The sequence below is a fragment of the Microbacterium sp. Root180 genome (assembly GCF_001428485.1).
Lineage (GTDB): Bacteria > Actinomycetota > Actinomycetes > Actinomycetales > Microbacteriaceae > Microbacterium.
Genome location: NZ_LMHS01000002.1, coordinates 25,165 through 50,424 on the forward strand (window position 1 = coordinate 25,165; position 25,260 = coordinate 50,424).

At 68.4% G+C, this 25,260-nt stretch carries 27 protein-coding genes; 17 read left to right on the top strand and 10 right to left on the bottom strand.

The genetic code is table 11. The annotated features are described in order from the left end of the window. Positions 1 to 40: 40 nt before the first annotated feature. The 3 genes from ASD93_RS04395 to ASD93_RS04405 all read right to left on the bottom strand — a co-directional run bounded on the left by ASD93_RS04395 (position 41) and on the right by ASD93_RS04405 (position 3,252). A complete protein-coding gene (locus ASD93_RS04395) occupies positions 41 to 1,915 on the bottom strand; it encodes a hypothetical protein (protein WP_056119295.1) in 1,875 nt (624 codons plus the stop codon). A gap of 227 nt (positions 1,916 to 2,142) precedes the next feature. Beyond that, positions 2,143 to 2,544: a hypothetical protein gene (locus ASD93_RS04400; protein WP_056119298.1), complete on the bottom strand. Its 402-nt coding sequence runs from the start codon at positions 2,542 to 2,544 to the stop codon at positions 2,143 to 2,145. A 105-nt stretch (positions 2,545 to 2,649) separates the two neighbouring features. Then, positions 2,650 to 3,252: a GNAT family N-acetyltransferase gene (locus ASD93_RS04405; RefSeq protein WP_056119302.1), complete on the bottom strand. Its 603-nt coding sequence runs from the start codon at positions 3,250 to 3,252 to the stop codon at positions 2,650 to 2,652. Between the two features lie 82 nt (positions 3,253 to 3,334). On the opposite strand from ASD93_RS04405, the gene ASD93_RS04410 reads away from it, so the two are divergent. The 3 genes from ASD93_RS04410 to ASD93_RS04420 are packed head-to-tail and all read left to right on the top strand — an operon-like array spanning position 3,335 to position 4,964. Next, positions 3,335 to 4,141 (top strand): glycosyltransferase, encoded by an 807-nt coding sequence (locus tag ASD93_RS04410; protein WP_056119306.1) that lies wholly within the window; start codon positions 3,335 to 3,337, stop codon positions 4,139 to 4,141. 56 nt (positions 4,142 to 4,197) lie between these two features. Beyond that, positions 4,198 to 4,623: an SRPBCC family protein gene (locus ASD93_RS04415; RefSeq protein WP_056119308.1), complete on the top strand. Its 426-nt coding sequence runs from the start codon at positions 4,198 to 4,200 to the stop codon at positions 4,621 to 4,623. Positions 4,624 to 4,670: 47 nt separating this feature from the next. Continuing rightward, a complete protein-coding gene (locus ASD93_RS04420) occupies positions 4,671 to 4,964 on the top strand; it encodes a DUF1905 domain-containing protein (protein ID WP_056119310.1) in 294 nt (97 codons plus the stop codon). A 3-nt stretch (positions 4,965 to 4,967) separates the two neighbouring features. Here the strand turns inward: ASD93_RS04420 and ASD93_RS04425 are convergent, their stop codons facing one another. After that, complete coding sequence (locus ASD93_RS04425; protein WP_056119313.1) at positions 4,968 to 5,828, bottom strand: DUF3800 domain-containing protein; 861 nt, start codon at positions 5,826 to 5,828, stop codon at positions 4,968 to 4,970. A gap of 304 nt (positions 5,829 to 6,132) precedes the next feature. Between ASD93_RS04425 and ASD93_RS16240 the strand changes: the two genes are divergently transcribed. The 10 genes from ASD93_RS16240 (at position 6,133) to ASD93_RS04475 (ending at position 14,937) form a co-directional block, all read left to right on the top strand. Continuing rightward, positions 6,133 to 6,504: a type IV pilin protein gene (locus ASD93_RS16240; RefSeq protein ID WP_056119317.1), complete on the top strand. Its 372-nt coding sequence runs from the start codon at positions 6,133 to 6,135 to the stop codon at positions 6,502 to 6,504. Positions 6,505 to 6,738: 234 nt separating this feature from the next. Then, on the top strand, positions 6,739 to 7,152 hold the full coding sequence (locus ASD93_RS04435; protein ID WP_056119320.1) for a prepilin-type N-terminal cleavage/methylation domain-containing protein: 414 nt from the start codon (positions 6,739 to 6,741) through the stop codon (positions 7,150 to 7,152). Then, positions 7,149 to 7,766, top strand: coding sequence for a hypothetical protein (locus ASD93_RS04440; RefSeq protein ID WP_056119322.1), 618 nt, complete (start codon positions 7,149 to 7,151; stop codon positions 7,764 to 7,766). Before ASD93_RS04435 ends, ASD93_RS04440 begins: the two co-directional genes overlap by 4 nt. 2 nt (positions 7,767 to 7,768) lie before the next feature. After that, positions 7,769 to 9,325 (top strand): hypothetical protein, encoded by a 1,557-nt coding sequence (locus tag ASD93_RS16120; RefSeq protein WP_235566880.1) that lies wholly within the window; start codon positions 7,769 to 7,771, stop codon positions 9,323 to 9,325. Further along, positions 9,322 to 10,149 (top strand): prepilin peptidase, encoded by an 828-nt coding sequence (locus ASD93_RS16125; RefSeq protein ID WP_235566881.1) that lies wholly within the window; start codon positions 9,322 to 9,324, stop codon positions 10,147 to 10,149. Before ASD93_RS16120 ends, ASD93_RS16125 begins: the two co-directional genes overlap by 4 nt. 26 nt (positions 10,150 to 10,175) lie before the next feature. Further along, positions 10,176 to 11,231, top strand: a complete 1,056-nt coding sequence (gene pilM / locus ASD93_RS04455) for a pilus assembly protein PilM (RefSeq protein ID WP_056119327.1) — start codon at positions 10,176 to 10,178, stop codon at positions 11,229 to 11,231. Further along, entirely contained in the window at positions 11,228 to 11,872 is a 645-nt protein-coding gene (locus tag ASD93_RS04460; RefSeq protein ID WP_235566882.1) for a hypothetical protein, read from the top strand. Before pilM ends, ASD93_RS04460 begins: the two co-directional genes overlap by 4 nt. Next, a complete protein-coding gene (locus ASD93_RS04465; RefSeq protein WP_056119330.1) occupies positions 11,869 to 12,549 on the top strand; it encodes a hypothetical protein in 681 nt (226 codons plus the stop codon). The genes ASD93_RS04460 and ASD93_RS04465 overlap by 4 nt, the downstream gene beginning before the upstream one ends. A 1-nt stretch (position 12,550) precedes the next feature. Next, positions 12,551 to 13,693, top strand: a complete 1,143-nt coding sequence (locus ASD93_RS04470) for a type IV pilus twitching motility protein PilT (protein ID WP_082569180.1) — start codon at positions 12,551 to 12,553, stop codon at positions 13,691 to 13,693. Next, positions 13,693 to 14,937 carry a type II secretion system F family protein gene (locus ASD93_RS04475; RefSeq protein ID WP_056119332.1) on the top strand — a complete coding sequence of 415 codons (1,245 nt, stop codon included), beginning with the start codon at positions 13,693 to 13,695 and terminating at the stop codon, positions 14,935 to 14,937. Before ASD93_RS04470 ends, ASD93_RS04475 begins: the two co-directional genes overlap by 1 nt. Positions 14,938 to 14,958: 21 nt before the next feature. Here the strand turns inward: ASD93_RS04475 and ASD93_RS04480 are convergent, their stop codons facing one another. After that, the gene (locus ASD93_RS04480) at positions 14,959 to 16,671 is read right to left on the bottom strand and encodes a GspE/PulE family protein (protein ID WP_056119334.1); all 1,713 of its coding nucleotides are present in this window, start codon (positions 16,669 to 16,671) and stop codon (positions 14,959 to 14,961) included. 79 nt (positions 16,672 to 16,750) lie between these two features. Here ASD93_RS04480 and ASD93_RS04485 point away from each other — a divergent pair, with 79 nt between their 5' ends. Then, the gene (locus ASD93_RS04485; protein WP_056119335.1) at positions 16,751 to 17,758 is read left to right on the top strand and encodes a YihY/virulence factor BrkB family protein; all 1,008 of its coding nucleotides are present in this window, start codon (positions 16,751 to 16,753) and stop codon (positions 17,756 to 17,758) included. Between the two features lie 10 nt (positions 17,759 to 17,768). On the opposite strand, the gene ASD93_RS04490 is transcribed toward ASD93_RS04485, so the two are convergent. Both ASD93_RS04490 and glgP read right to left on the bottom strand, forming a co-directional pair. After that, a complete protein-coding gene (locus ASD93_RS04490; RefSeq protein WP_056119339.1) occupies positions 17,769 to 18,500 on the bottom strand; it encodes a glutamine amidotransferase in 732 nt (243 codons plus the stop codon). A gap of 46 nt (positions 18,501 to 18,546) precedes the next feature. Further along, positions 18,547 to 21,105 (bottom strand): alpha-glucan family phosphorylase, encoded by a 2,559-nt coding sequence (gene glgP / locus ASD93_RS04495; RefSeq protein ID WP_056119342.1) that lies wholly within the window; start codon positions 21,103 to 21,105, stop codon positions 18,547 to 18,549. A 145-nt stretch (positions 21,106 to 21,250) separates the two neighbouring features. Between glgP and ASD93_RS04500 the strand changes: the two genes are divergently transcribed. Both ASD93_RS04500 and ASD93_RS04505 read left to right on the top strand, forming a co-directional pair. After that, positions 21,251 to 21,484 carry a hypothetical protein gene (locus ASD93_RS04500; protein WP_056119344.1) on the top strand — a complete coding sequence of 78 codons (234 nt, stop codon included), beginning with the start codon at positions 21,251 to 21,253 and terminating at the stop codon, positions 21,482 to 21,484. Beyond that, entirely contained in the window at positions 21,471 to 22,112 is a 642-nt protein-coding gene (locus ASD93_RS04505; protein ID WP_056119346.1) for a CYTH domain-containing protein, read from the top strand. The genes ASD93_RS04500 and ASD93_RS04505 overlap by 14 nt, the downstream gene beginning before the upstream one ends. Positions 22,113 to 22,169: 57 nt before the next feature. Here the strand turns inward: ASD93_RS04505 and lpdA are convergent, their stop codons facing one another. After that, a complete protein-coding gene (lpdA, locus tag ASD93_RS04510) occupies positions 22,170 to 23,567 on the bottom strand; it encodes a dihydrolipoyl dehydrogenase (protein WP_056119349.1) in 1,398 nt (465 codons plus the stop codon). Positions 23,568 to 23,576: 9 nt separating this feature from the next. Beyond that, entirely contained in the window at positions 23,577 to 24,254 is a 678-nt protein-coding gene (locus tag ASD93_RS16245; RefSeq protein WP_056120871.1) for a copper resistance protein CopC, read from the bottom strand. A 109-nt stretch (positions 24,255 to 24,363) separates the two neighbouring features. Between ASD93_RS16245 and ASD93_RS04520 the strand changes: the two genes are divergently transcribed. Next, the gene (locus ASD93_RS04520; RefSeq protein WP_056119350.1) at positions 24,364 to 24,765 is read left to right on the top strand and encodes a hypothetical protein; all 402 of its coding nucleotides are present in this window, start codon (positions 24,364 to 24,366) and stop codon (positions 24,763 to 24,765) included. Between the two features lie 21 nt (positions 24,766 to 24,786). On the opposite strand, the gene ASD93_RS04525 is transcribed toward ASD93_RS04520, so the two are convergent. After that, positions 24,787 to 25,137, bottom strand: a complete 351-nt coding sequence (locus ASD93_RS04525; protein WP_056119352.1) for a hypothetical protein — start codon at positions 25,135 to 25,137, stop codon at positions 24,787 to 24,789. Positions 25,138 to 25,260: the final 123 nt, after the last annotated feature.

Consider the following 25,260-nt stretch of genomic DNA (forward strand, 5'->3'; position numbering starts at 1 on the left):
CCGGCGAGGTCTGCCGGGGCGCGGCATCCGAATCCGGCGCTTACGGTGCGGGGTAGTCCGCCACGTACTGCGGGGTGCCCGTGTTGCTGTTGTCGGCCTGGCCGCCGACGCCGTTGACCACGTGCTGGATCGTGCCCGCGCTGAGGTTCACCGTCATGATGTGGTGAAGCTGCACCCCGGGCTTCTGCGGCACGGAGAAGCCGTTCGCCGTGATGATCGACGGGTTGTTCTGGTTGAAGACGTAGACGCCCGCGCCGTCCAGGCGATGCGTCTTCACCTTCTTGTCGACCACGTAGCCCGGGTAGCCGAGCGTGCCGTCGGGCTGCGTCCAATCCGCCTGGGTCGGCGGATCGTAGGGGAGTTCGTTCTGGTACAGGATGACGCGCCCGTTCTCGCCCTTCCAGAGCGTGTTGTACTTCTGGAAGTGCTCGACGAACAGCCCGGTGGCGGTGACGTTGTCGCCGTTGACGATGACTCCGTTCGTGCCCGTGTTGGTGGCCCACCGCTGGGTGTCGCCGTTCACGCCGCCCGTGAAGCCCTCGACGCCGTGATCGGCTCGCCACACCCAGGTGTGGTCGATCAGCACGTTGTCGGCGTTCACCTCGAGTGCTGTCGTGGTCTTGCCGACGTGCGGGCCTCCGACGCGGAAGTACACGTCGCTCAGCGTGATCGGGTCCGCCGCGCCGAGCGGCTTGCCGCCCTTCGCCTTGCCGACCCGCAGAAGCACGGGCGACAGTTCGGTGCCGGCGTCGATCGTGACGCCGGCGACGACGATGCCTGCGGCATCCTTCACCTCCATCGGCACCGCGCCTCCCACGGCGGTGAGCGTCGCGTGGCCGATTCCGAGCACGACCGTGCCCGCTCGCTTGACGTCGATCGTCTGCGCGATGTCGTACACGCCGGGCGTGAGGAGCAGGTGCTGGCCGCGAGCGAGGGCGTTGTTGATGTCCTTCACCGAATCGCCGGGCTTCGCAATGAAGAATTCGGTGATCGGGATGCTGCGCCCCGGCGTGAGACCGTCGGCCCAGCTCACCCCGCGAGAGTCGTGCTGGACGGCCGGCACCCGCACGTTGTAGCGGCCGGCGTCGTCGATGTACAGGAACGGCTTCTCGCGGCTGAGAGGCGTCTCGTCGATCGTCGTGTAGGGCTCGGTCGGGAAGTTGGCGTCGCTCGGAGCGCCGACGACGCCCGAGAAGACCTGGTTCCACACGCCGTTGGACCAGCCGGCCACCTCGGTGTTGCGGGTCAGCCATTGCTGCTGGGATCCGCTCACGACGAAGGGCAGGCGCGAGTCGGCGATGAAGCCGCCGCTGGCGAACTGCGGCCCCGCGGTGCAGTAGTCCATGAGGGAGAGGTTCGCTCCCGAGATGTCGAGGCGGCGCATCGAGACGGCCTGCGACACCGCCCAGAAGTTGGCGCTCCCGCGGCATCCGTCGTCTCCGAGGCTGTTGACCTGGATCGAGAGGTTCGAGATCGTGCGCCAGAAGTTGACCAGCGCGATGCAGTTGTCCGCGGTGAGGCAGCGGTTGTACACCTCGACCGAGCCGTTGATGCCGACATCCGTGGGGGATGCGCCGAGACCCGCGACCTCGGTGTAGTAGCCGACATCGAACTGCAGGGGGTTGTCGGCTGTTCCGTACTGGCCCGGCTGGAAGAGCACGGCTCTGCGCACGCCGCTCATCTCGGCGTCGCGCTGCTGGTCGGCGAGCGCGTCGAGCTCGGCTTCGATCTCGTCGACGGGGGTGTCGGGGGAGTAGACGGTGACGTTGGGTCCGAAGTCGGGGTTGAACGGATCGACGGCCCGGGGTGGGGCGGCGCTGGCGGGGCTCGCCGCCAATGCTCCGGCGATGAGTGCTGCGCCGGTGACGACGGCGGCGATCCGTGTCCTCCGGCTGCGGGGGATGGGGGTGGTCATGCGAGTAGTCCTCTCTTCGTCGAGGGATTCGCGCGGCAGGTATGCCGCCTACTTACAGGACAGTAACCAAATTGGGAGCGGTTGCAAGACCTTGCGGCCACCTGAGTCGCTCCATGACGAAACCCTCATCCGCGGCCCGCGACGCAGATGAGGGTGGCGAAAGAAAAGTGAAGGGCACCGTACCCCTGGCTTGGTACGGCGCCCTTCACGTTACGGGACGGCGGGAGTCAGCTCTTGAGCTCCTTGCCGTGGACCGTCAGCGCGTAGATGACGACGACGTCGAGTGCGAGGACGGCGAGGGACCACCAGGGCTGCACACCGAGGAGGGCGAGCTGGCTGATGGCGTTGATGGCGACCAGGATGATCGCGATCACCCGGGCCCAGGTTGCGCCGCGCAGGACGAAGATGCCCACGAGCACCAGCGCCAGGCCGATGATCAGGTGCCACCAGCCCCATCCGGCGACATTGAAGAGGAGGAGGTAGGCGTCACCGGCGGCGATGAACTTCTCGGCCGGGGCGAGGATCGCGGTGAGGCCGAGCAGTGCGTCGAAGGCACCGGCGATGATCAGGACGATTCCGGCGAAGACGCCCCATCCGGCCCAGCCGGTGCGCTCCTGCGTGTCCGACATGTGTTTCCCTTTCCCGAGTCGGGTCGCGGCGAGGGGGTGCGACCCGTGGCGTGTCCATCGTTCTGCGGTTGGCGTGCACTTGCGTCACCCAGTTGGGGTGAAAGGTCAGAGGTCAAGGCGCATCACCAGGCGGCGCTTGGTGGGATGGGTGATCTCCGCGAACCCTGCAGCCGTGAACGGGCCGAGTGCTCCGACGTTGAGTTCGTCCCAGATGACCTGCGAGCCGGCGGTGAGGAGGGGGTAGCCCTCGATGGCGGCGGCGCCACGGGCTCGGGCATGTTCGACGGCGGCGGCGACGAGCGGATAGGTGTGGCCGCGTCCGCGGTGGCCCTTTCGGACGATCATGCAGGCGATTGCCCAGACGGTGTCGTCGTCCTTGTCCTCGTCGCGTCCCGCCCAGGGAACGGGGGAGCCGCGGAGCCGGCCGAACACGCTGCGACGGTCGACGGCGCACCACGCGACAGGTTCATCGCCGTCGTAGGCGACGAGGCCGATGGTCTCGGCGGCGCGCGGATCGTCGCAGTGGGTCTCCTCGCGCAGGATGGCCCCGCGTTCGCTCGGGGGCATGTGCCACCAGTCACGGTCACCGAGACGCTGGCGCTGGCACTGGCAGTTGCCGGCGGTGCCGGTGAGGATGGTCTGCAGGTCGTCCCACGTGGCCTCGTTGGCCGGGACGATCCGCAACTCCAGCGCGGCGGGGGCATCCATGGTCCGAGGGTACGCCCGCTCATCTCCGACGTTCGCGAGTGGCTCACCCAGGGCGTCGGAGATCGGGGAGTAGGGTGTGCGTGTGCCCCTCGCCCCTCGTGTCACGGTCGTGATCCCGTGCCGCGATGATGCGGAATTCCTCGACGCCTGCCTGGCGGCATTGGCGGGGCAGCAGCATCCGCCCGACCGCATCGTGGTGGTCGACAACGCGAGCACGGATGCCTCCGCCGACGTCGCGCGCCGCTACGGTGCCGACGTCGTCGAGGAGGCGCGCATCGGCATCTGGCCGGCGGCGGCGCGCGGCTACGACGAGGCCCTCGATGGTGCCGACATCATCGCGCGACTCGATGCGGACTCACGCCCGCACCCGGACTGGATCGCACGCCTCGTGCGAGGCTTCGTCTCGGACCCGGAGCTGGGCGTGCTCACCGGAGGAGCGGAGTTCTACGGCGGCAGCCCGCTCACCAACTACCTCGGCGAGCGATGGTACGTCGGCGGCGGGCACTACTGGGTGAAGAAGTGGCTGGGCATCCCGTTGGTGTTCGGCTCGAACTTTGCCATGCGCGCGCGGGTGTGGGAGCGCGTGCGCGACCTCGTGGACCGAGACAACGCGCGGATCCACGACGATCTCGATCTCACCATCCGTCTGCGCCGAGCCGATGGCGTGCGCTACGACCCGCAGCTGCGGATGCCCGTGTCGGCCCGCCCGCTGCAGACCGTCGGCGGACTCTCGCGCCGGGTGTACAAGGTCGCCACGACGTTCGCCGCGAGCTGGCCCGAGGGTGCGGCCTGGCGCCGTCGCGAGGACGACCGGTGGGTGGCGGATGCCGCGCCCGCCGCCCAATGGACCTCCGACGCCGACGACTGGACGCCTGAGTACGGTCGCTGAGCTCCGAAAGCGCCGGACCGGTGCGCATGTCCGGGGCACCGGCTACCGTGGCGGGCATGTTCGAGATGACCGAGAGTGCGCTCGTCGCGGCATCCGCCGACACCGTCTGGAGTGATCTGACCGACGCCCCACGACTGGCCGAGTGGATCTGGCCGCCGCGGTTCGAGACCACGGCGGTCGTGGAGCCGGCCGCGCTCGGGCGGTGGGAGGTGCGCTCGTCGGTCGCCGATCTCGCCGTGCTCGGCCGGGTGGTCGACATCGACGCTCCTACGCGCCTGCGCCTCGAATGGCGGTGGGAGGGCGAGGAACACGCCACCGACGCCGAACTGACGCTCGACGGCGCCGCGGATGCGGCGACCCGCGTCACCGTTCGGCATGCCGGGTTCCTCTCGGCCGAGGAGCGCGACAGTCACATCGAGGGGTGGTCGAACTGCCTGCAGCGTCTGGTCGATCGGCACGGCGGGGTCGCGTCGTTCGGGTAGACGCACGGGCCGCGGCGACGGTCGGAGCCAGTCGCTAGCCTCGACACATGATCATCGAGTTCGAGGGCGACGTCTTCCGCTGGGACGCGCGAGAGGACTCGGCGTGGTTCTTCACGGCCGTGCCCGCCGAGCTGAGTGAGGACATCCGCGAGATCCCGCGCCCCTATCGAGGCTTCGGCGCCGTGCGCGTTCGCGCGCGCATCGGTGGCACGGAGTGGTCGACCTCGATCTTCCCGTCCGATGACGCGTATGTGCTGCCGTTGAAGAAGGCGGTGCGCGATGCCGAGTCCCTCGTCGAAGGCGGTCCGGTCCTTGTGCGTCTCGACGTGCTCGACGGGTGAGCGTCAGAAGCTGAGCCGGCTCGATCGCGGCGGATACATGGCGATGCCGCGGCCGAGCACCTTGCCCGATTTGTGGTGCAGGGCGAACTGGGGGAGCATCGCCTGCCACAGCCGGGCGAGCTCAGCCGGCGGCTCGCCGTCGTCGATGACCTTCGTCACGAGGAACGACGCGATGTCGGCGAGCTGCAGGATCTCCCGGTCCCACATGCTGAGGTCCGTGTCCAGCCACAGGGGCTTGTCGAGCACCAGGTTGTAGTTGGGGACGCGGGTGAGATCCTTCTCGAGCTGCGACCGGATCTCGTGGATGCCGCCGCTCTTGAAGAGCGCTTCGTGCTGCGTCTGCTGGTCCGCGACGATGATGGCCGACTCGCCGGAGAGCTGATGCTCGAGCGTCAGTGCGATGTTGCGCTGCAGGTAGCTGTAGGCGATGCCGATGGGATTGGTGCCGATTCCGCGGGCGATCATCTTGTACTTGTCGACGACGTTGGCGAGGATCAGCGGCCGAAACACCGACATCGCGAGCCCGAGTGCGTGGAGGAACGCATCCATCGCAGCCTGGTCGGCGATGGCCGAGTACCCGGGCGGTGCGGAGTGCTTCCGCCCGGTGCGCAGGGACTTGGCGACGTGCAGCAGGTAACGGCCCTTGATCTCGGTGTCGTCCCACGAAGCTCCCGCGGCGGCCCCGAGGTGCTCGGCCTTCACGCGCAGCAGATACTCCGCGAGCGGCTTGCGGGCGCTGTCACGGATGCCGATCGCTGCCAGCGTGAAGAAGGCCGCGGTCCCGGGCACGAGCTCGGGCGGATCGATTCCGGGGACCGTGGCGAGCGACGCGGTTCCGGTCTCGTCGACGTAGAAGATGAGCATCGCGAACAGTCTCTCGCACCTTTGCGGAGCGTCACGCAACCCGATTGATATATCAGTGGAGTCGCATATATTCAGGCGGCTCGCCGCTCTTCCTCAGCAAAACCTCAGGAAGCTGCTTGCGGAATCTTGGGGGAAAACCCCTTTTGTCCTTCCATGAGAAGTCCCTAATGTCAGTAGCGGGGAAGGGATACATGCCAGGGCATGAATCCGAAGTGAGAAACCTGAGCCGGCTGGCAGACTGGGCGAAAACGCGGTCCGATCAGGGATGTTTTGTCAAATTCATCCGATCAGAAAGCTGTCCGCCATGCGCACCTTCATCAAGAACTACCTCGAGGCCGAGAAGGCCCGTCGCGAGGAGAACGGCGACGCCGGCTTCTCCCTCATCGAGCTCATCGTCGTCGTCGTGATCCTCGGCATCCTCGCCGCGGTCGCGATCCCCGTATTCCTCGGCCTGCAGGCTCAGGCCGAGCAGACCGCGCAGGACGCCGTCGCCGGCAACGCGGCGAGCCAGGCTGCCTCCGAGCTGGCACAGGACACGGCGCTCGCCGACGTCGACTTCACGACGCTCGAGGGCGACGACTACACGATCACCACCAGCGGTGCAGACCTCGACGATTTCTGCATCAGCGTCTCCGGTCCCGGCGCAGCCGATTCGACGTCCGGTCCCGGCTGCTGATAACCGACCTGTCCGGAGCCGGCTACACCCGATCAGCCGGCTCCGGACCGACAGACCGTCTAAGGGACTGATCCAGACCAGGGCTTTGCGTCCCCAGCGCACCCCCGAGGCCTGTGAGCCCGAAGACCGAGGCGCAGTCCACGCGTCCCCAGCGCAAGGACTGCATCTCTCCAAGGCCAGGGCGACCTCTCCCCAGGAGGTCGCCCTGGCAAAAACCGCATGAGGAGGTGGGACATGTTTCGCAGTGAAGATGACGGGTTCAGCCTCGTCGAGGTCATCATCGCGATGTTCCTCCTCATGGTGCTCGCCCTCGCGGTGCTGCCGCTGATGGTCGGCGCGACCCGGGTGAGTGTCGCGAATCGCGACCTCGCCGGCGCCAACACTTTCGCCAACGGGCAGCTCGCGCCGATCAAGGCGGCCTTCCCGAACGACCCTGCCACCCCGACGAGCTGCGCGGCCCTCCGGTCGCAGGCCGTGACCGACGTGCCCGACCCGGCCGGAACCGGACTCATCGCCGACATCACCGTCGGCGCGTGCCCCGCGACCTATCCGGGCATCGTCCTCGTGACAGTCCTGGTCGAGGACGCCGCCGATCCCGGTCAGACCCTTGTCAGGCTCCCCACCCGCATCCTGGTGTCGGCAGCATGAACAACGACGACTCCGGCCTCTCGCTCGTCGAGCTCCTCGTCTACGCCGCCGTCTCCGCGCTGTTCCTCGGCCTGCTCGCTCTCATGTTCGTCAACGGCATCCAGGCGCAGGCGCAGACGACCGATCGCGACACCGCCACCGGCCGCGCCAGCGCGGTGAGCGACTCCATCCTGACGTCCATCCGCAACGCGAGCGCCTTCACGATCGTCGGCGCCAATCGTGCGCTGATCGCGAAGGTGTCGACGGCGGGGGGCGGATTCGAATGCCGGGCGTGGGTGCTCACCACGGGCGGCGACGTGCGCTACACGACCTCTTCGTCCGCCATCTCCACCGGATCCACGACAGGGTGGGCGCTCCTCGTCGACGGCGACCCGGCGACAGGGAGCGGCGCGACGGCCTCCCTCGCCCGGCGTGACGGCAATCACCTCGACGGATCTCCGAAGTTCACCCCCATCGACGCCGACGGCGACGGGCTCACCGACGCCTTCTCGCGCACCGGGCAGACGCTATCCATCGGCCTCCAGATCACGCTCGGCGACGCCGATGTCCCGGTATCGAACGGCGTCACTGCACAGGCCACCACGGACGGAACGAGTACAACGGCATGCTGGTGAACATGAATCGCCGACTCCGCAGCGCCGATGAAGGGGGTTCCGCCCTCGTCTCGGTCCTGGTCATCATGCTCGTCCTGAGCATCGCCGGCATGGCCCTCGCGGCGATCGTGACGAACACCACGATGACCCTCGTGGACAGCCGCAGTACGACGCAGTCCCGCGCATCGGCGGATGCCGGCCTGGCGGACGCGGTCGGGGGGCTGCGGCGCGGCACCCTGGCATGCGGCGGAGTGGAGCGCGATGTCCCGGTCGATTCGGCCGTGGCGACATCGCCGACCTACAGCTATCGCGTCGTATGCGGCGCGGGGCTCGCGACGGTCACTGCCACGGGCGAGGCCGCGAACGGGATGACCACGACCCAGGCCGTCTACCGCTACACCGAGACGCCGTCGAGCGACGGCGACATGGTCTTCTTCGGGACGAGCGAGGTCAAGTTCAGCTACGAAGTGAGGACTTCGGCGCCCGGCCGGCTTCTCAAGATCGTCGTACCGCAGGCGACATTCACCTGTCAGGCACTGATCCCGGGCAACATCACCGTGGGCGGGAACATCGCGGCGAACGGCGGCTGCACGATCAAGGGCGACGTCAACGCCACCGGCACCGTGGACATGTGCTGCGGCAGCGACACGATCGAGGGAGACCTGTCGACCTCGGGTACCGGGAGCGGCACCGTCCGCGGGACCGTGCTCGGCGATCTGCACGCGAACGGCACGCTGGAGTTCGGATGGGAGGGCAAGCGCGTGGGCGGGGCCGTGACCACCAGCGGCAACGTGAAGCTGGGCAATGTGCGGATCGACGGCTCGCTCACCATGCCGACCGCCCGCACGTACACCCCGCAGAGCGGTACGGTCACGGGCGGCGTCGTCCGTCTTGCCAGTGTGCCCGGCCCGACGGCTCCCACGCTGCCCGCGTGGTTCGAGTACAAGTACAAGACGACCGACTTCCCGGGGTACAACACCCTGACCCTCGTGAACTCCGGCAGCGGACCGGGCACCTGCAACTACTTCAACTCCTCGCCGGGAACGGGGTGGACAACCTCGATCGGCGCGTACACCGTCCCGACCGTGATCGATGCCCGCGCATGCTCGGTCCTCAGTTCGAACATGGGCGCGATCCCGGTGATCCCGGTGAAGACCAACATCGTGTTCCTGGCCAAGAAGTACGATCTCACCGCGCTCACGATGAAGGCGGCGACCGGCCTGGCATCCAAGCCCAAGGTGTGGTTCATCACGGAAGACATCAATGCGACGGACGCAAAGCCCACCTGCGGATCCGGCTATGGGCCGATCGGCATCAATGGGACCGTGATGGCGACGAGCATCACCGCGATGGCCTACTCGCCTTGTGCGATCTCGGTCTCAGGTGGCGCGTCGGGCATCAGCGACAAGTGGAACGGAGCGTTCTACGGCGGTGGCTGGAACTACGGGGGCGGGATCGAATTCACCGCCGACCCGATCGGCGTCCCCGGGATGTCCAGCAGCAGCAGCAGCGGTTCCGCAACGGGCACCCTCGGAAGCCTGGTCTCACAGCGCGACATCGCACCGCAGGAGATCCCGTGATCCTCTCATCCGCCGCCATCGCGACGATCCTGGTCTTCGCGGCCGCCTTCGGGCTGGTGATCGGCTCATTCCTCAACGTCGTGGTCTACCGGGTGCCCGCAGGCCTTCCGCTCACGCGTGAGAGCCGCTGCCCGCGATGCGACTCGCCCGTCCGGCCGCAGCACAACGTGCCCGTCCTCTCCTGGCTGATGCTGCGCGGGGGATGCGCCGACTGCGGGGAGCCGATCTCGGCCCGCTATCCCCTCGTCGAGCTCGCGACCGGAGCGGCGTTCGTCCTCGTCGCATGGGCATTCATCGAAGCCGCACTGCCGATGCGCGGCGCGGATGTGGTGGTGCTCGTCGCCTACCTCTACTTCGCAGCGATCTCGATCGCACTGAGCCTCATCGACCTCGAGACCCACCGGCTGCCGAACGGGATCGTCCTGCCGAGCTACGTCGTCGCCGGCATCCTCTTCGTACTCGCCGCCGCGCTCGGCGGCTCATGGTCGTCGCTGCTCAGCGCGGCGGTCGGCGGCGCAGCCCTCTTCGCGTTCTACTTCGTCCTCCGGCTCGTGCGGCCCGGGGGCATGGGCGGCGGCGATGTGAAGCTCGCGGGCGTGATCGGGATCTATCTGGGCTGGCTGGGATGGGGCGCGCTGATCGTCGGCGGATTCGCCGCATTCCTGCTGGGCGGGATCTTCGGCGGCGCGCTCCTGCTCGCACGCCGCGCGGGACGCAAGACGGCGATCCCGTTCGGCCCATGGATGCTCGTCGGCGCATGGGTGGGGATTTTCGCGGGGCAGGCGCTCGCGGCTTGGTATCTGGGAATTCTGGCGATCGCGTAGGCGATCAACGAGAGAGGGGAGAGGTCATGGGAAAGACGACGATCGGCCTCGAGATCACCGAAGAGGCGGTCCGAGCGGCGGAGGTGACCATCGGGCGTTCTCCGGCGCTCGTCACGTGTGCCTCGGTTCCCCTGCCTCCGGGCGCGGCGAAGGACTCCGAGGTCTTCGACGTCGATGCCGTCGCGCTCGCCCTCCGTCAGCTGTGGTCGCGCGCGGGGTTCACCAGCCGCCGAGTCGTCCTCGGCATCGGCAGCAGACGGATCCTGGTGCGGGAGTACACGACGCAGGCACTGCGCCCCGACCTCCTCCGCCAGGCACTGCCTTTCCAGGTGCAGGATCTGCTGCCTGTCCCGGCCGATCAGGCTGTCCTCGACTTCTACCCCGCCACGCAGCAGGGAGACCAGATCACGGGACTCCTGGTCGCGGCGGTGTCCGAGACGGTCGAGCAGCTCATCAGCACCATCGCGAAGGCCAAGATCACGGTCGATGTGGTCGATCTCGCGCCGTTCGGACTGGCACGGGCGGCGAGCCGCCTGGCTGCGCCGGGTGAGTCCGTCGCCGCTCTGCACCTCGGCGACCACACCAGCTACGTCGTGGTGGTGCGCGACGGGATCCCGAAGTTCGTCCGCATCCTGCCCATCGAGATCGTCACCGAAGCCGTCCGCGAGCGGGAGCAGATCGCCGCGACGGAGAGCGCAGAACCGGTCGCCGTGCCCGAGGAGATCCTCGAGACCGTTCCGCCGTCGACCGAGTCCCCGGTGCGGCGACTGCGGACGGGAGGGCGTGCGGTGCGCCCGGCTGGAATGTCGGACTCCGCTCTGAGCGATCTCGTCGGGCGACTGCACAGCACGCTCGCGTTCTACGCCGGGCGCTCGGGGGATGAGCCGGTCACGCGGGTCCTCCTCTCAGGTGCCGGCGCCGCCGCGCCCGGCATCGCCGACGCTCTGGCAGCGAGCCTCCCCCTTCCGGTCTCGTACGCGGGTGCGGCCGAGATCATCGACGGAAAGAAGGGCGTGCCCACGGGAGACGTCGGCCTCAACCTCCTGACGACGGTGGGCCTGGCGCTGGGAGACGCGCGATGATGGCGATTGCGAACCCGCCCGCGTACGCGTTCGGTGCGGCTCCCCGCGTCAACCTCATGCCGCGAGCCGAGACCGATCGCCGCGAGAAGTCGCGGCTGATGCGGCGTTGGGTGGGTGCCCTCGTGCTCGCGGTGCTCGTGGTGGTCGGTGTGGCCGCAGCCGGACTCTGGGTCAACATCGGCGCGATGCAGCGGCTCGGCCTCGAGACGACGCGGACGAATACCCTGCTCGCACAATTGGATGGCCTGTCGGACGTCCGCGCGATGGTCGACCTGCAGTCCGAGCTGACCGATTTCCGGCGCGATGCGATGGCGACCGACCTCCGGTGGAGCGGTCTCATCGCGACGGTGGCGGGTGGGCTTCCGGAGGGCGTCGTGATCACCGGCTACAGCCTTGCGCCTGCGGGCATGCCACAGGGGGACGTCCCCGAGGAGGAGATCGGCGCCGCGGGCACCGTCGAGCTGGTCAGCCAGGCCCCGCGCGACATCGTGGACCTCGTGCGCGCGGTGCGACCGCTGCCCGGGGTGATCGATGCCGACGGCTGGGAGGTCACGGCCGAAGATGCCGGATACGTCTATCAGATCCGCATCGCGTTCGATCAGACCGTGTACACGGGCGCCTACAAGGAGGATTCCGAATGAGCATCCCCCGTCAGATGATCAATCTGCTCGGCATCGTCCTCGTGGTCGCCGTGCTCGTGGCCGGCGTGACCCTCGCCGGGGTGCCGCTGTTCAGCTCGGCCCAGACGACGGACGCGAGCACGAAGACGGTCGCGCAGACCAACCAGATCTACCAGATCCAGGTGACCGAGTTGGCCGCGGCGAACGAGACCATCGACGAGATCGTCACCGATGTGACCGCACTTCAGAGCCAGATCACGGCGACCACCCGCATGGACGATGTGATCGAACTCGCCGTCGCGGCCGCCGACACCGTCGGCGGCACGATCGAGAGCTTCACGGTCGCGGAGATCGAGCCTTGGACACCGCGCACCGGACTGGATTCGGACGTGGAAGACGAGGCGGCCCCCACGGATGAGGGTGAAGCCGAGGACACGTCGGCGAATGCGGAGTCCGACGGGACGACGGATGCTGCTGACGGCGCCGAGGCTCCCGCAGAAGCCCCGGCGACCGCCGAGGACTCTCCTCAGAAGCAGATTCCGGTCACGATCAAGGTGGTCGTCCCGAGTGCCGCCGCCGCCGCGGCCTTCATGGATGGGCTCGCCCGCGGGCCGCGTCTCATCGCACCCATCGACGGCACGCTCGAGGACGGTGTCCTCACGGTCACGGCGCTCGCCTTCCTCCGAACGGGAGAATGACATGTACCACGCCGAATCACTTGCCGAGATGCTCGGAACCGCGGGCAGGGCCGGCGCATCCGACGTTCACCTCACCGCCAACCACCCGCCGCTGATGCGCGTGGACGGCGACCTGGTCGAGATCCCCGGCTTCATCGAGCCCACCGGCACGCACTGGCTCGAACAGGCCGTCGGCTCGCTGATGACCTCCGAACAGATCGCGGAGTTCAGTCAGCACGGCGAGGTGGACCTGTCCTATTCGGTACCCGACGTCGCGCGGTTCCGTGTCAACGTCTTCCGTCAGCTCGGGGATGTCGCTGTCGCGATGCGATTCATCCCCGACAAGGCCTTCTCCCTCGAGCAGCTCGGGGTGCCCGCGGTGGCGAAGGACCTGGTGCTCAAGCCCCGCGGTCTCGTGCTCGTCACCGGTCCGACCGGCTCGGGCAAGTCCACGACTCTGAGCGCGATGATCGACATCGTCAACCGCACTCTGCCGGCGCACATCGTCACGGTCGAGGACCCCGTCGAGTTCCAGCACACGAGCCGCAGGTCGTTGATCCACCAGCGCGAGATCGGGAGCGACACGGTGTCCTTCGCGGAAGCCCTGCGTCGGGTCCTGCGACAGGACCCTGACGTCATCCTCATCGGCGAGCTCCGGGACCCGGCATCCATCTCGACCGCGCTGTCCGCAGCCGAGACCGGTCACCTCGTGCTGTCGACCCTGCACACCCAGAGCGCGGCGAAGTCGATCAACCGCATCGTCGATGCCTTCCCGCCCGACCAGCAGACCCAGGTGCGGACACAGCTCGGTGACACGCTCCAGGGCATCATCAGCCAGACCCTGCTGCCGATGGCGCAGAGCGACGGTCGAGTGATCGCCACCGAGGTCCTGATCAACACGCCCGCCATCGCGAACCTCATCCGTGAGGGACAGGTCAGCCAGATCTACTCGATGCTCCAGGCCGGCGGCAGCCTCGGTATGCACACGCTCGACCAGGATCTGCGCCGCCACGTCGAGGCGGGCAGCATCGCCATGTCGATGGCGAAGGCCTACGCGATGGATCCGTCGTCGCTCGACGACGCCCGGGTGAGGCCGAGGGATCTCGACGCCGAGGCGTGGTCGCAGCATTCGTCCGACCGTCAACCGGCCGGGTGGGGATTCTGATGGCACTGCTCGAGGAGTACACGTACCGCGCCGTCGACATGAACGGCGGGGCGATCGTCAAGGGCACGCTCGAGGCGGCCGGCGAGAACGCGGTCACTTCCAAGCTCCGCGCGCAGGGCCTCACGCCCCTCGAGGTGAGTTTGACCTCGAAGACGGGGCTCAATCAGGACATCTCGATCCCGGGGTTCGAGAAGCGGGTCAAGGTCGGCACCCTGGCGGTCTTCGCGAAGCAGATGGCGGGACTCATCAACGCCGGTCTGCCCTTGATGCGCACCCTGTCGATCCTCATCGAGCAGGCCGAGGACAAGAAGCTGCAGCACGCCCTGACGGGCGTGTACGCCTCCGTCGAGTCGGGCCTGTCGTTCTCGCAGGCGCTCGCGGTGTATCCCGACGTGTTCCCGCCGCTCATGATCAGCATGGTGCGGGTCGGGGAGACCGGCGGTTTCCTCGGGCAGTCCCTGACGACGATCGCAGAGACGTATCAGGGCGAGGCCGAGCTGCAGGGGAAGATCAAGTCCGCCACGACCTACCCGATCATCGTGTTCGTCATCGCCATTCTCGGCGTCGTGGCGATGGTGACCTTCGTCGTCCCCATCTTCGAGGGGATGTTCAAGAACATGGGCTCGCAGCTGCCCATCCCGACGCAGATCCTCGTCACGCTCTCGAACAACATGGTGTGGATCCTTCCCGTCGCCATCGTGCTCGGGATCGCGGCGTGGCTCTGGTGGGTGCGCAATCGTCGCGAGGAGAAGGTTCGCAAGGTCGTCGACCCCTGGAAGCTCAAGCTCCCCGTGTTCGGTCCGCTCGCCACGAAGATCGCTGTCGCGCGGTTCACGCGCAGCCTGTCGATGATGCTCAACGCCGGGGTGCCGCTCGTGCAGGCCCTGTCTATCGTGGGCTCCGCGTCGAACAACTGGAAGATCGAGCAGGCCGTGCGCGACATCCAGGAGTCCGTCAAGCAGGGCCGCTCGTTCTCGGCCCCGCTGGCGAAGGCCGAGGTGTTCCCGCCGATGGTCGCCCAGATGATCGCGGTCGGCGAGGAGTCGGGCACGCTGGCCGACATGCTCGCAAGCATCGCCGACTTCTACGAGAACGAGGTCGAGACCGCCACGGACCAGCTCACCGCCTCGATCGAGCCGATCCTGATCGTCGGAATCGGCATCATCATCGGCGGCATGGTCGTCTCGCTCTACATGCCGATCTTCTCGATCTACGGCGAACTCGGCCAGCAGGGCAACGCGTAGCGGGACGCCGCGGAGCCGGGATCACACGGCGACGCGGAGGACCTCGTCGATGGTCGTGATGCCCAGCGCGACCTTCGAGAACCCGTCCTCGCGCAGCGACACCATGCCCTCCTCCAGCGCGAGCTGGCGCATCGCGGTGCCTGTCGCCCGCGAGACGGCCAGGTGCTCGAGCCCTTCGCTGAGGGTCATCACCTCGTGCAGAGCGACTCGGCCGCGGAAGCCCGTGTTGGAGCACGCGCCACACCCGACGGCGCGATAGAGCTGGGGCAGGTCGTTCGGATCGTGGGGGAACCCTGCCGCTGCGAGCGCTTCGCGGGTCTCGACGTGCGGTTCCCGGCACTTCATGCACAGGCGGCGAGCGAGGCGCTGGGCGACGACGGCGGAGAGCGCCGTGCCCACGAGATACGGCTCGCAGCCGATCTCGATGAGCCGTGTGAGGGCGCTCGGCGCGTCGTTCGTGTGCAGTGTCGAGAGCACGAGGTGTCCGGTCAGGGCCGCCTCGATCGAGATCGTCGCCGTCTCCTGGTCGCGGATCTCGCCCACGAGCACGACGTCGGGGTCGGAGCGCAGGATGGACCGGAGCGCCGCCTGGAACGTCATGCCGGCGCGTTGATTCACCTGCACCTGGTTGATGCCTGCGATGCGGTACTCGACCGGATCCTCCACCGTGATCACGTTGATGCGGGAGTTCGCCACTGTGTGCAGAGCCGTGTAGAGGGTGGTCGACTTTCCCGATCCCGTCGGTCCGGTGACGAGCACCATGCCGTGCGGCCGTGTGATGGCGGTGCGGAAGCGCTGCTCGTTGATGGCGGAGAAGAGGAGGTCCGACATCTCCAGGGCGGTGCCGGAGTTGTCGAGGATGCGCATGACGATCTTCTCGCCCCACACCGTGGGCAGCGTCGCCAGGCGCAGGTCGACCTGGCGGCCGTCGTGAAGCACGGAGAGGCGGCCGTCCTGCGGCTTGCGGCGTTCGGCGATGTCGATCGACGCCATGATCTTGAGTCTCGAGATCACGCCGTCCTGGATCGAGCGGTCGGCCTTCTGCATCTCGTGCAGCACCCCGTCGATGCGATACCTGACCGTCAGCTGGCGTTCGCCCGGCTCGATATGGATGTCGCTCGCGCGGTCGTTGATGGCCTGCGTGATGAGGAGGTTCACGAATCGCACGATCGGCGCGTCGTCGACCTGTTCATCGAGCGATTCGGTCGAGCCGGCGCCGTCGGCCGCGGCGATCTCGCCGATCTGCTCTGAGAGATCGCTGAGCTCCTCGTCGGACCGCAGGAATCGTGCGAACGCGGCCGACAGTGCGTCGGCGGCCACGACGACGGGAATGATGTTGAGATCCGTCGCAGTGGCGACATCGTCCAGAGCGATGAGGTCGGTCGGATCGATCATTCCGATGACCAGCTGGCGCCGTCCTCGCGAGAGCGGGATGAGGTGATAGCGGCGACAGAGAGTCGGGGCGACGGCGGCGACGACCGCCGGGTCGAGCGTGTCGGCGCTCAGGTCGACGAACGGGTATCCGGTGTGCGCGGCGACGGCCTCGGCGATCTGCGTCTCGGTCGCGAGCTGTGCTGCGACGAGGCGCTGCCGCAGCTCCGCGTCGTCGGCGACGTCGGCGAGCACAGCGGAGATCGCACCGGCGTCGACGACGCCCGTGGTCACCAGAGTCTGCGCCAGCCCATTCACTTGCGTCCCTTCCCCAACTTTCGTCACATGACGCCCCGCCGCCATGATATGGCCCCGAGGACCACGAGGGGAATGCCTCGTCAACCCCGAGCTCTCGCGGCCGAGGCCCGGATAGCCTGACGACATGGCCGACTTGATCGCGAAGCTGACCGCCTGGGCGCTGTCTCTCCGGGTGGTGCGCGTGTGGTTCCACTACCTGGAACGGCGCGGGCCGATGCTGTCGGACAGCATCACGTACCGGGCCCTGTTCTCCGTCTTCGCGGCCGTGCTGCTGGGTTTCTCCTTCGCCGCCCTCTGGCTGGACGGGAATCCGGCGGCGTGGCAGGCGCTCGTGAACACGGTGGATGCCGCGATCCCGGGTCTCATCGGGGAAGACGGCCTCATCAAGGTCGACCAGATCGAGCCGCTGGGATTCACCTTCGCCGGCATCCTGTCCGCGGTCGCCCTGGTGGGTGCGGCGATCGGCGCGATCGGGTCGCTGCGGGCCGCGCTGCGGACGCTCGCCGACGAGATCCACGACGACGTGTTCTGGATCTGGGTGATCGTCCGCAACCTGCTGCTCGCCCTCGCCATCGGCGGGGGATTCGTCCTGTCCGCCGCGGTGACCTTCTACGGCACGACCTTCATCGGCGTCGTGGGGGACTGGTTCGGCGCCGACTCGTGGGTGGGTGACGTCGCGACCCAGGTGCTCGCCATCGGCGCGGTGTTCCTGCTCGATGCGGCGATCGTCGCCCTCGCGTTCGTCGTGCTGAGCGGCGTCAAGGCCCGTCCGGCCACCCTCATCGCGGGATCTCTGATCGGAGGCGTCGCCCTCACGGTGCTGCAGCAGCTGTCGGGCCTGTTCGTCCGCGGCGCCGGAGCCAATCCGCTCCTCGCCTCCTTCGCCGCGCTCATCGCCCTGCTGCTGTGGTTCAATCTGTCGGCGCAGGTGATCCTGCTCGCCTCCACGTGGATCATCGTGACCGTCGCGCAGGACGAGGACCGCGTACGTGAGAAGTACGGCACGCCCACGTTCGAGGCGCGTCGGGTCAAGCGCGCAGAGGATGCCCTGCGCGTCGCGTCCGACGAGCTGCAGCTCGCGCAGGCCGCCGCCGCGAAGGCTCGTCGGAAGTCCGATCCGAAGGACGAGTGACGCGGCCTCTCTAGCGGGCGTAGCGCTCGACGAAGGTCCGCAGCATCCGGCTCGGATGCGAGACCGAGGCTCGACGCACGGCGGCCAGCGTGAGTTCGAGCTCGTCGGCGGCGAAGTATCCGTAACCGGCGTAGGCGTGGATGCGTGTCGTGATTCCGTCGACGTCGAGCTCGGGATGGAACTGCGTCGCGTAGACGTTGCGGCGCACCTTGAACATCTGCACCGGGCAGTTCGGCGACGAGGCGAGCAGCGTCGCCGACGAAGGCAGCACCGTGATCGCCTCCTTGTGTCCGACGAAGGCGTCGAACTCTCGCGGCAGATCCTCGAGGAGCGGATCGGATGCTCCGTCTTCGGTGAGCGTCACGGGCACGACGCTGATGGGCTCGGGGTAGGTGCGATCGATGAGGGCGCCCTGGTGCGCGCCGAGCGTGCCGATGCCGTAGCAGGCACCGAGGAACGGGAAGTCGCGCGCGACCACCTCGTCCAGCAGCGCCTCGAACTCCGCCTCGACCCGGTGCTGCACCGCCGATTTCGTCTCGTCGGCGTCGGACGCGTTGAAGGGTCCGCCGCCCACGAAGATTCCCGAGATGCGGTCCAGATCGAACCGGGGCATCGGGTCGGCCTCGAGCCGGACTCGCATCAGATCGCGCTCGTCGAGCCCGGTGTAGCGCAGGAACAGCGCGTACTCCTCGTCGGCGGGCACGTCTTCGGCCCGTGTGGCGAGGAGGACGAACGGCTTCACGGATCCACGATATTCGCTCCGCCGGGCCATCCGAGCCCGACGGGGATCACGACGGGTACGCGACGAGGCCGAGCTCGACGGGGGAGACGAGCTGCGGATGCGCCGGCACGACCCTCACCGTGTAGCCGAACGTTCCCGTCACTGCCAGCGGCAGCGTTCCCGTGAACGTCGTGAGGCCGTCCACGGCGGGCCCGGCCGGCTGCAGGCGCTGCACGGAGTGATCGCGGGAGAGGGCGTCGTCCTCGTCGGTGCGCCCGTACGCGAGCTCGACGGCCACATCCTCCGGCGAGAGCCCGTCGAGCCGGACCGCGGCGCTCACCTCGAGCGCGTCACCGGCCTGCGCCTGGGACGGGATGCCGGACGAGTCGACGCCCGCGATGACGACGCGGGGCCAGGCCTCCGTCACCCGTGCGACGAAGGCGGCAACCGCCCGCGCCTCGGCGAAGCCGTCGGCACGCAGCGCGACGTCGTGCGCCGCCGAGGGGACGTACAGCCGCTGCACGTAGTCGCGCACCATGCGGTCGCTCGTCGCCTTCTGCCCGAGATCGGTCATGGTGTGGCGCACCATGTCGAGCCAGGCCACCGGCACCCCGCCCTCGCGCTCGTAGAACTTCGGGACGAGCTGGTGCTCGATGAGGTCGTACAGCGCCGCCGCCTCGGCGTCATCGCGCTCCTCGTCGCTCGATGCGGTGTCGGCGGTCGGGATCGCCCAGCCGTTGCGGCCGTCGTACCACTCGTCCCACCAGCCGTCGAGGATCGACAGGTTCAGCGCGCCGTTGAGTGCTGCCTTCATCCCGCTCGTGCCGCACGCCTCGAGCGGACGCAGCGGATTGTTGAGCCACACGTCGCAGCCGGGGTAGAGGTCCTTGGCGAGGCCGATGTCGTAGTCCGGCAGGAACACGATGCGCCCGCGCACCTTGGGGTCGCGGCTGAACCGCACGAGCTGCTGGATCAGGATCTTGCCCGAGTCGTCGGCGGGGTGCGACTTGCCGCCGATGACGATCTGCACCGGGCGCTCGGGATCGGTCAGCAGCGCGGTGAGGCGCTCGGGGTCGCGCAGCATGAGCGTCAAGCGCTTGTAGGTCGGCACGCGGCGGGCGAACCCGATCGTCAGGACCTCGGGGTCGAGCAGATCCTCGAGCCATCCGGGCACGATCCCCGAGCCGGTGGCGAGGGATGCCGCGACCCGGTGTCGCGCCTCGGCGACGAGCTCGCCCTTCATCTGCTGACGCACGCCCCACAGCTCGGCGTCGCTGACGGCACCGCGGTCGTTCCAATCGTGCGTGTCGGTGAGCGCGTCGCCCCACGCTCGCTCGCTGAGGGCCTTGAGTGCCGGATGGACCCACGTGGGCGCGTGCACGCCGTTGGTGATCGAGGTGATCGGCACCTCGTCCACGTCGACGCGGGGCCACAGCATCCCGAACATGCCGCGGCTGACCTCGCCGTGGAGCACGGAGACGCCGTTGGCGTGCTGCCCGAGGTGCAGGCCGAGGACGGCCATGTTGAAGACGCCCTGGTCGCCGCCCTCCCACGTCTCGAGTCCGAGCGAGATTGCGCGCCCGGCGTCGAGGTTCGCGAAGAGTCCGGTCGCGAGGTAATCGGCGATGAGGTCGCGCGGGAACCGGTCGATCCCTGCGGGAACCGGGGTGTGGGTCGTGAAGACCGTCCCCGCCCGTACCTGCGCCAGCGCGGTGTCGAAGTCCAGCCCGTCGTGGGTGATGAGCTCCGACATCCGCTCGAGCCCCTGGAAGCCGGCGTGCCCCTCATTGGTGTGGTAGACGTCCGGCGCCGGTCGGCCTGTGAGCTCGGACCACACGCGCACGGCGCGCACGCCGCCCACACCGAGGAGCAGCTCCTGCAGCAGCCGGTGCTCACCGCCGCCCCCGTAGAGACGGTCCGTGACCTTGCGCAGCTCGTCCGAGTTGGACGGCGTCTCGGAGTCGAGCAGCAGCAGCGGGATGCGCCCGATGTCGGCGACCCACACGCGCGCATGCAGCACGCGGTCGCCCGGAAGCTCCAGCCCGATCTCGACGGGCGCGCCCTCGCGGTCGCGCAGCAGCGTCAGCCCGAGACCGTAGGGGTCGAGCAGCGGGTAGCTCTCGCGCTGCCAGCCGTCGTCGCCGATCGACTGGCGGAAGTAGCCGGCGCGGTAGAAGAGGCCGACTCCGGTCAGCGGGACACCGAGATCGGATGCGCTCTTGAGGTGGTCGCCCGCGAGGATGCCGAGTCCGCCCGAGTACTGGGGGAGCGAACCGTCCACACCGAACTCCGGGGAGAAGTAGGCGATGTGCACCGGCTTGTCGCCTTCGAGACGCTGGAACCAGCGGTCCCCGTCGAGATAGGCGGTGAGGCGTTCGTCCTCCTCGCGCACGCGACGCACGAAATCCTCGTCGCGAGCGAGCTCGTCGAGGCGATCCTGTCCGAGTGCGCCCAGCATGCGCGCCGGGTTCTCGCCGATCGACTCCCACAGCGTGGGATCCATCGACGCGAAGAGGGCATGAGTCGCACGGCTCCACGACCACCGCCAGTTGGCGGCGAGTCGGTCGAGGGGTGCGAGGGCCTCGGCGAGGACGGGGCGGACGGTGAACGTTCGGATGGCCTTCACGCGAGCGATTCTAGGGGCATTGGATGAAAACGCTTGCACTCCGCTTCCTGGCGCACAGCGGACCGGCGATGCGCGGGGTGGCTCGCCGGACACGCGAGCGGCGACGGTCGCGTGCGTCGTCGGGAGCCGGGTCTACGCTGGCCTCATGGCCATCGCACGACTCCACGGAGGCCCGCTCGACGGGCAGCTCCTGCCCCTCGAAGACCCGCAGCTCGAACGTCTGATCGTCCCGTACAGCGAAACCCAGGTCGTGTACGAGCGCAAGGGCTCGCTCGAGAAGACCGGCGAGGGCGACGGCCCTACCGAAGCCGAGTTCTGGTTCGTCGAGTCGCAGGACGAGATCGACCCCTACAGCGACTCGGCGAGTGACCGGCGCTGATCGCGGCGACCCTCCGGCGCGGTCCGTCGAGATCGAGCTGAAGTTCGACGTCGACGCCGGGGCTGCCGTGCCGGATTGGTCGGAGCTTCCCGGCGTCGTGACGGTGAGTGCCGGCGAGGAGCGCTCGCTGGATGCGATCTACCTCGACACGGCCGATGGCGCGCTCGCCCGCCGCGGCTTCGCCCTGCGTCGCCGCACCGGCGGGCCCGACGCCGGCTGGCACATCAAGGGGCCGCGCGGAGCCGATGGCGGGCGCGTCGAACTGCACTGGCCGCTCGGGGCGGAGGGCGTCGTCCCGGCGGCAGCGCGAACCGAGCTGTCCGGCGTCCTGGGTGACGCCGAGCTGACGCCGCTCGCGCGCATCCGCAACGAGCGCGTCGCGTACGCGCTCGCCGGGCAGGACGGCGGTGTGATCGCGGAGTTCGCCGACGATCACGTCCGCACGCGCGACGAGCGCAACGGCATCGATCGCGAGTGGCACGAGTGGGAGATCGAACTCGGCCCCGCGGCCCCCGCGGACCCGCAGTGGCGCGCGTCGTTCTTCGCGGCCGTCGAGACGGCCGCGCTGGCCGCAGGCGGCCGGGCCGCGGCATCCGATTCCAAGCTCGCAAGAGCGCTCGGCCACTGACCCGGACGAACGACGAAGGCCCCGGACTGCACCCGGGGCCTTCTCACGTGTGAACCGTCAGAGGTTGATCATGTGGCCTGCGAGGCCGTGGAAGGCCTCCTGCACGGCCTCGGACAGCGTCGGGTGGGTGTGGACGTTGCGGGCGGTCTCGAGGGCGGTGAGGTCCCACTTCTGCGCGAGGGTCAGTTCGGGCAGGAGCTCGGATACGTCGGGTCCGATCAGGTGCCCGCCGAGGAGTTCGAGGTGCTCGCCGTCGGCGATGAGCTTGACGAAGCCGATCGGCTCGCCGAGGCCGTTCGCCTTGCCGTTGGCCGAGAACGGGAACTTCGCGACCTTGACGTCGTAGCCGGCATCGCGCGCCTGCTGCTCGGTGAGGCCGAACGAGGCCACCTGCGGCGAGCAGAACGTGGCGCGCGGCATCATGCGGTAGTCGCCGAGGGTCATCGTCTCGGCCTTGCCGATCGTCTCGGCGGCGACCACGCCCTGCGCCTCTGCCACGTGGGCGAGCTGCAGCTTGGCCGTCACGTCGCCGATCGCGTAGATGTGCGGCACGTTCGTGCGCATGTGGTCGTCGATGTCGATGGCGCCGCGGTCGGTGAGCTTCACGCCCGTCGCCTCGAGGCCGAAGCCTTCGACGTTGGCGGCGAAGCCGATCGACATGAGCACCTTGTCGGCTTCGATCGATCCCTGCGAGCCGTCTTTGGCGGTGTAGGTGACGGTGACCTTGTCGCCCGAGTCGACGACCGTCTCGACCTTGGTCGAGGTGAGGATGTCGACGCCGTACTTCTTGTAGTGGCGGGCGATCTCCTTCGACACGTCTGCGTCCTCGTTGGGGAGGGCGCGGTCGAGGAACTCGATGATCGTGACCTTGACGCCGTAGTGGGTCATGACGAAGCCGAACTCCATGCCGATCGCACCGGCCCCGACGATGACGATCGACTCGGGCAGGCCGCGCGACATGATCTGCTCTTCGTACGTGACGACGTTCTCGCTGAGCGTCACGCCGGGCAGCAGGCGCACCTTCGAGCCGGTCGCGATGATCGCGTTGTCGAACGTGACCTCCTCGGTGGCGCCATCGGCCTTGGCCACGGTGATCGCGTTCGGGCCCGTGAAGGTTCCGCGGCCCTCGTACTCGGTGACCTTGTTCTTCTTCATCAGGTAGTGGATGCCCTTGACGTGCGTCTCGGACACCTTGCGACTGCGGTCCCACGCGACGCCGAAGTCGAAGGACACCTCGCCCGAGATGCCGAACAGCTCGGCCTGGTCGTGGAAGATGTGCGCGAGATCGGCGTTGCGCAGCAGAGCCTTGGAGGGGATGCACCCCACGTTGAGGCACACACCACCCCAGTACTTCTCTTCGATGATCGCGACGGAGAGGCCGAGCTGAGCGCTGCGGACGGCCGCGACATACCCGCCGGGGCCCGCGCCGAGGATGACGACGTCGTAGTGAGGCATGCTTCCAGCCTACTGCGCGGCGGGAGGCGCTGAGCCGGACCCGGGGTCGCCGCCGAGCGCCCGCTCGCGGTTCTCGGCGAGCGCCTTCTCGCGGCGCGCGCGCGACACCAGCAGGTAGAGCACGGCGCCGGCGATGGCGATCAGCACGACGCCCACGACGATCCACGGCCACGACGAAGATCCCGACGCGGCGGGGGGAGCGCTCGCGGACGGCGTCGGAGTCGGCGTCGGATCGGACGTCGCCGTCGGCTCGGGGGTCGTGGTCTGCGTCGGAGTCGGCGTCGGTGTGCCGGAGACGGTGAAGGCGAACTCGCCCGAGATCGGGTGACCGTCACTGGATACGGTCTTCCACAGGACGGTGAGGGGGCCGGATGCTGCGCCCGCCAGCGGCTGCGTCAGCACGTTGTCCTGCGCAGTGGGCGCACCGTCGGCGAGTTCGGTGCCCGCAGCATCCGTCACCGACACCTCCGACGCGCCCGCATCGGTCGCGATGATGCCGCTGAAGGTGAACGAGATCTGCGCGGGGAGCGCATCGACGGTGGAGTCCGCGGCGGGGTCGCTGCCGAGAAGCTCGTCGTGGGCCTGAGCGGGCGCTCCCGCGAACAGGAGCACCGCGAACGCCAGGAGGAACGCCGCGGCGAGGGCGAGGGGGCGAGCGGATGAACGCGTGTGAATTCCTTGTGACATCACCCGATCGAGCCTATCGACCCCCTTCGATCCCGCGTCCGCGAGGTCTAGCATGGCGCCAGGCGGGAGCACCTGCCCCGCCGGCCGCAGAGCGGAAGGACGGTGGCGGATGGACGCCATGATGATGGACGCCATGTCGAAGGACATGATGTCGATGCCGGGCATGGACACGATGGACATGGCGGTGCTGCAGGCCTGTATGGACGCCTGCTCGGCCTGCGAGCAGGCGTGCACGGTGTGCTCCACGCAGATGATGTCGTGCGCGCCCGCGTGCATGAACTGCGCGGACATGTGCAACACGATGATGCGGGCCATGATGCGCATGCAGGGGATGACGCCCGCTTCGATGATGGCGATGCTCGACGCCTGCATCGCGATGTGCCAGACATGCATGGACGAGTGCATGGAGCATGCCGACCACAGCGAGGTCTGCAAGATGTGCGCTCAGTCATGCAAGGCGTGCATGGACGCCTGCATGGCCGTCAAGAACATGATGATGAAGGCGGCCTGAGCCGCAGCAGCTCGACCGCGATCAGCGACGCAGGACGTTGAAGCGCTCGCGACCGACCGCGAGCACGTGGTACCGCCCGTGCACCGAGACCGGCGCGCCCGGAGTGAGCACGAGGGCGGCGCCGGCAGCGCTCCACACGGCCACCGGCTCGGCGTCGGCGAGGGTGCGCAGCAGGATCACACCCGACGCAGCGTCGGCGTGCTCGACGATCGCGTCGGACCAGTCCGACGGCGTCGCCGCGGCCAGCCGCGACTGGATCAGGTGCAGCGCGTGCCCCGGCGCGAAGGAGGAGCAGGCGTCGCCGCGGTCGCACATGCACGTCGCACTCTCGCGCACCTCAAGGGGCGGGATCTGGCGCTGCTGGCTCGACACGGCGGGGCTCCTTCTCGTAGTTTCGTTCTTCACCCACGTTAGGTCGGGCGCCGCCCCCGGACACCTCGACCGACACGGGACGAAACAAAGCGGAACGTCGCGTCGTGCCGATTCCGCCTCTTT

Excerpts from the sequence above, each read along its gene's own strand:
- ASD93_RS04460 (WP_235566882.1), top strand. The coding sequence starts at position 11,228 with ATGATGGCGATTGCGAACCCGCCCGCGTACGCGTTCGGTGCGGCTCCC.
- ASD93_RS16240 (WP_056119317.1), top strand. The coding sequence starts at position 6,133 with ATGCGCACCTTCATCAAGAACTACCTCGAGGCCGAGAAGGCCCGTCGC.
- ASD93_RS04520 (WP_056119350.1), top strand. The coding sequence starts at position 24,364 with ATGGACGCCATGATGATGGACGCCATGTCGAAGGACATGATGTCGATG.
- ASD93_RS04420 (WP_056119310.1), top strand. The coding sequence starts at position 4,671 with ATGATCATCGAGTTCGAGGGCGACGTCTTCCGCTGGGACGCGCGAGAG.
- ASD93_RS04395 (WP_056119295.1), bottom strand. The coding sequence starts at position 1,915 with ATGACCACCCCCATCCCCCGCAGCCGGAGGACACGGATCGCCGCCGTC.
- ASD93_RS04405 (WP_056119302.1), bottom strand. The coding sequence starts at position 3,252 with ATGGATGCCCCCGCCGCGCTGGAGTTGCGGATCGTCCCGGCCAACGAG.
- ASD93_RS04415 (WP_056119308.1), top strand. The coding sequence starts at position 4,198 with ATGTTCGAGATGACCGAGAGTGCGCTCGTCGCGGCATCCGCCGACACC.
- pilM (WP_056119327.1), top strand. The coding sequence starts at position 10,176 with ATGGGAAAGACGACGATCGGCCTCGAGATCACCGAAGAGGCGGTCCGA.
- ASD93_RS04465 (WP_056119330.1), top strand. The coding sequence starts at position 11,869 with ATGAGCATCCCCCGTCAGATGATCAATCTGCTCGGCATCGTCCTCGTG.
- ASD93_RS04485 (WP_056119335.1), top strand. The coding sequence starts at position 16,751 with ATGGCCGACTTGATCGCGAAGCTGACCGCCTGGGCGCTGTCTCTCCGG.
- ASD93_RS04500 (WP_056119344.1), top strand. The coding sequence starts at position 21,251 with ATGGCCATCGCACGACTCCACGGAGGCCCGCTCGACGGGCAGCTCCTG.
- lpdA (WP_056119349.1), bottom strand. The coding sequence starts at position 23,567 with ATGCCTCACTACGACGTCGTCATCCTCGGCGCGGGCCCCGGCGGGTAT.
- ASD93_RS04440 (WP_056119322.1), top strand. The coding sequence starts at position 7,149 with ATGAACAACGACGACTCCGGCCTCTCGCTCGTCGAGCTCCTCGTCTAC.
- ASD93_RS16245 (WP_056120871.1), bottom strand. The coding sequence starts at position 24,254 with ATGTCACAAGGAATTCACACGCGTTCATCCGCTCGCCCCCTCGCCCTC.
- ASD93_RS04400 (WP_056119298.1), bottom strand. The coding sequence starts at position 2,544 with ATGTCGGACACGCAGGAGCGCACCGGCTGGGCCGGATGGGGCGTCTTC.
- ASD93_RS04425 (WP_056119313.1), bottom strand. The coding sequence starts at position 5,828 with ATGCTCATCTTCTACGTCGACGAGACCGGAACCGCGTCGCTCGCCACG.
- ASD93_RS04435 (WP_056119320.1), top strand. The coding sequence starts at position 6,739 with ATGTTTCGCAGTGAAGATGACGGGTTCAGCCTCGTCGAGGTCATCATC.
- ASD93_RS04475 (WP_056119332.1), top strand. The coding sequence starts at position 13,693 with ATGGCACTGCTCGAGGAGTACACGTACCGCGCCGTCGACATGAACGGC.
- ASD93_RS04470 (WP_082569180.1), top strand. The coding sequence starts at position 12,551 with ATGTACCACGCCGAATCACTTGCCGAGATGCTCGGAACCGCGGGCAGG.
- ASD93_RS16120 (WP_235566880.1), top strand. The coding sequence starts at position 7,769 with ATGAATCGCCGACTCCGCAGCGCCGATGAAGGGGGTTCCGCCCTCGTC.
- ASD93_RS04480 (WP_056119334.1), bottom strand. The coding sequence starts at position 16,671 with ATGGCGGCGGGGCGTCATGTGACGAAAGTTGGGGAAGGGACGCAAGTG.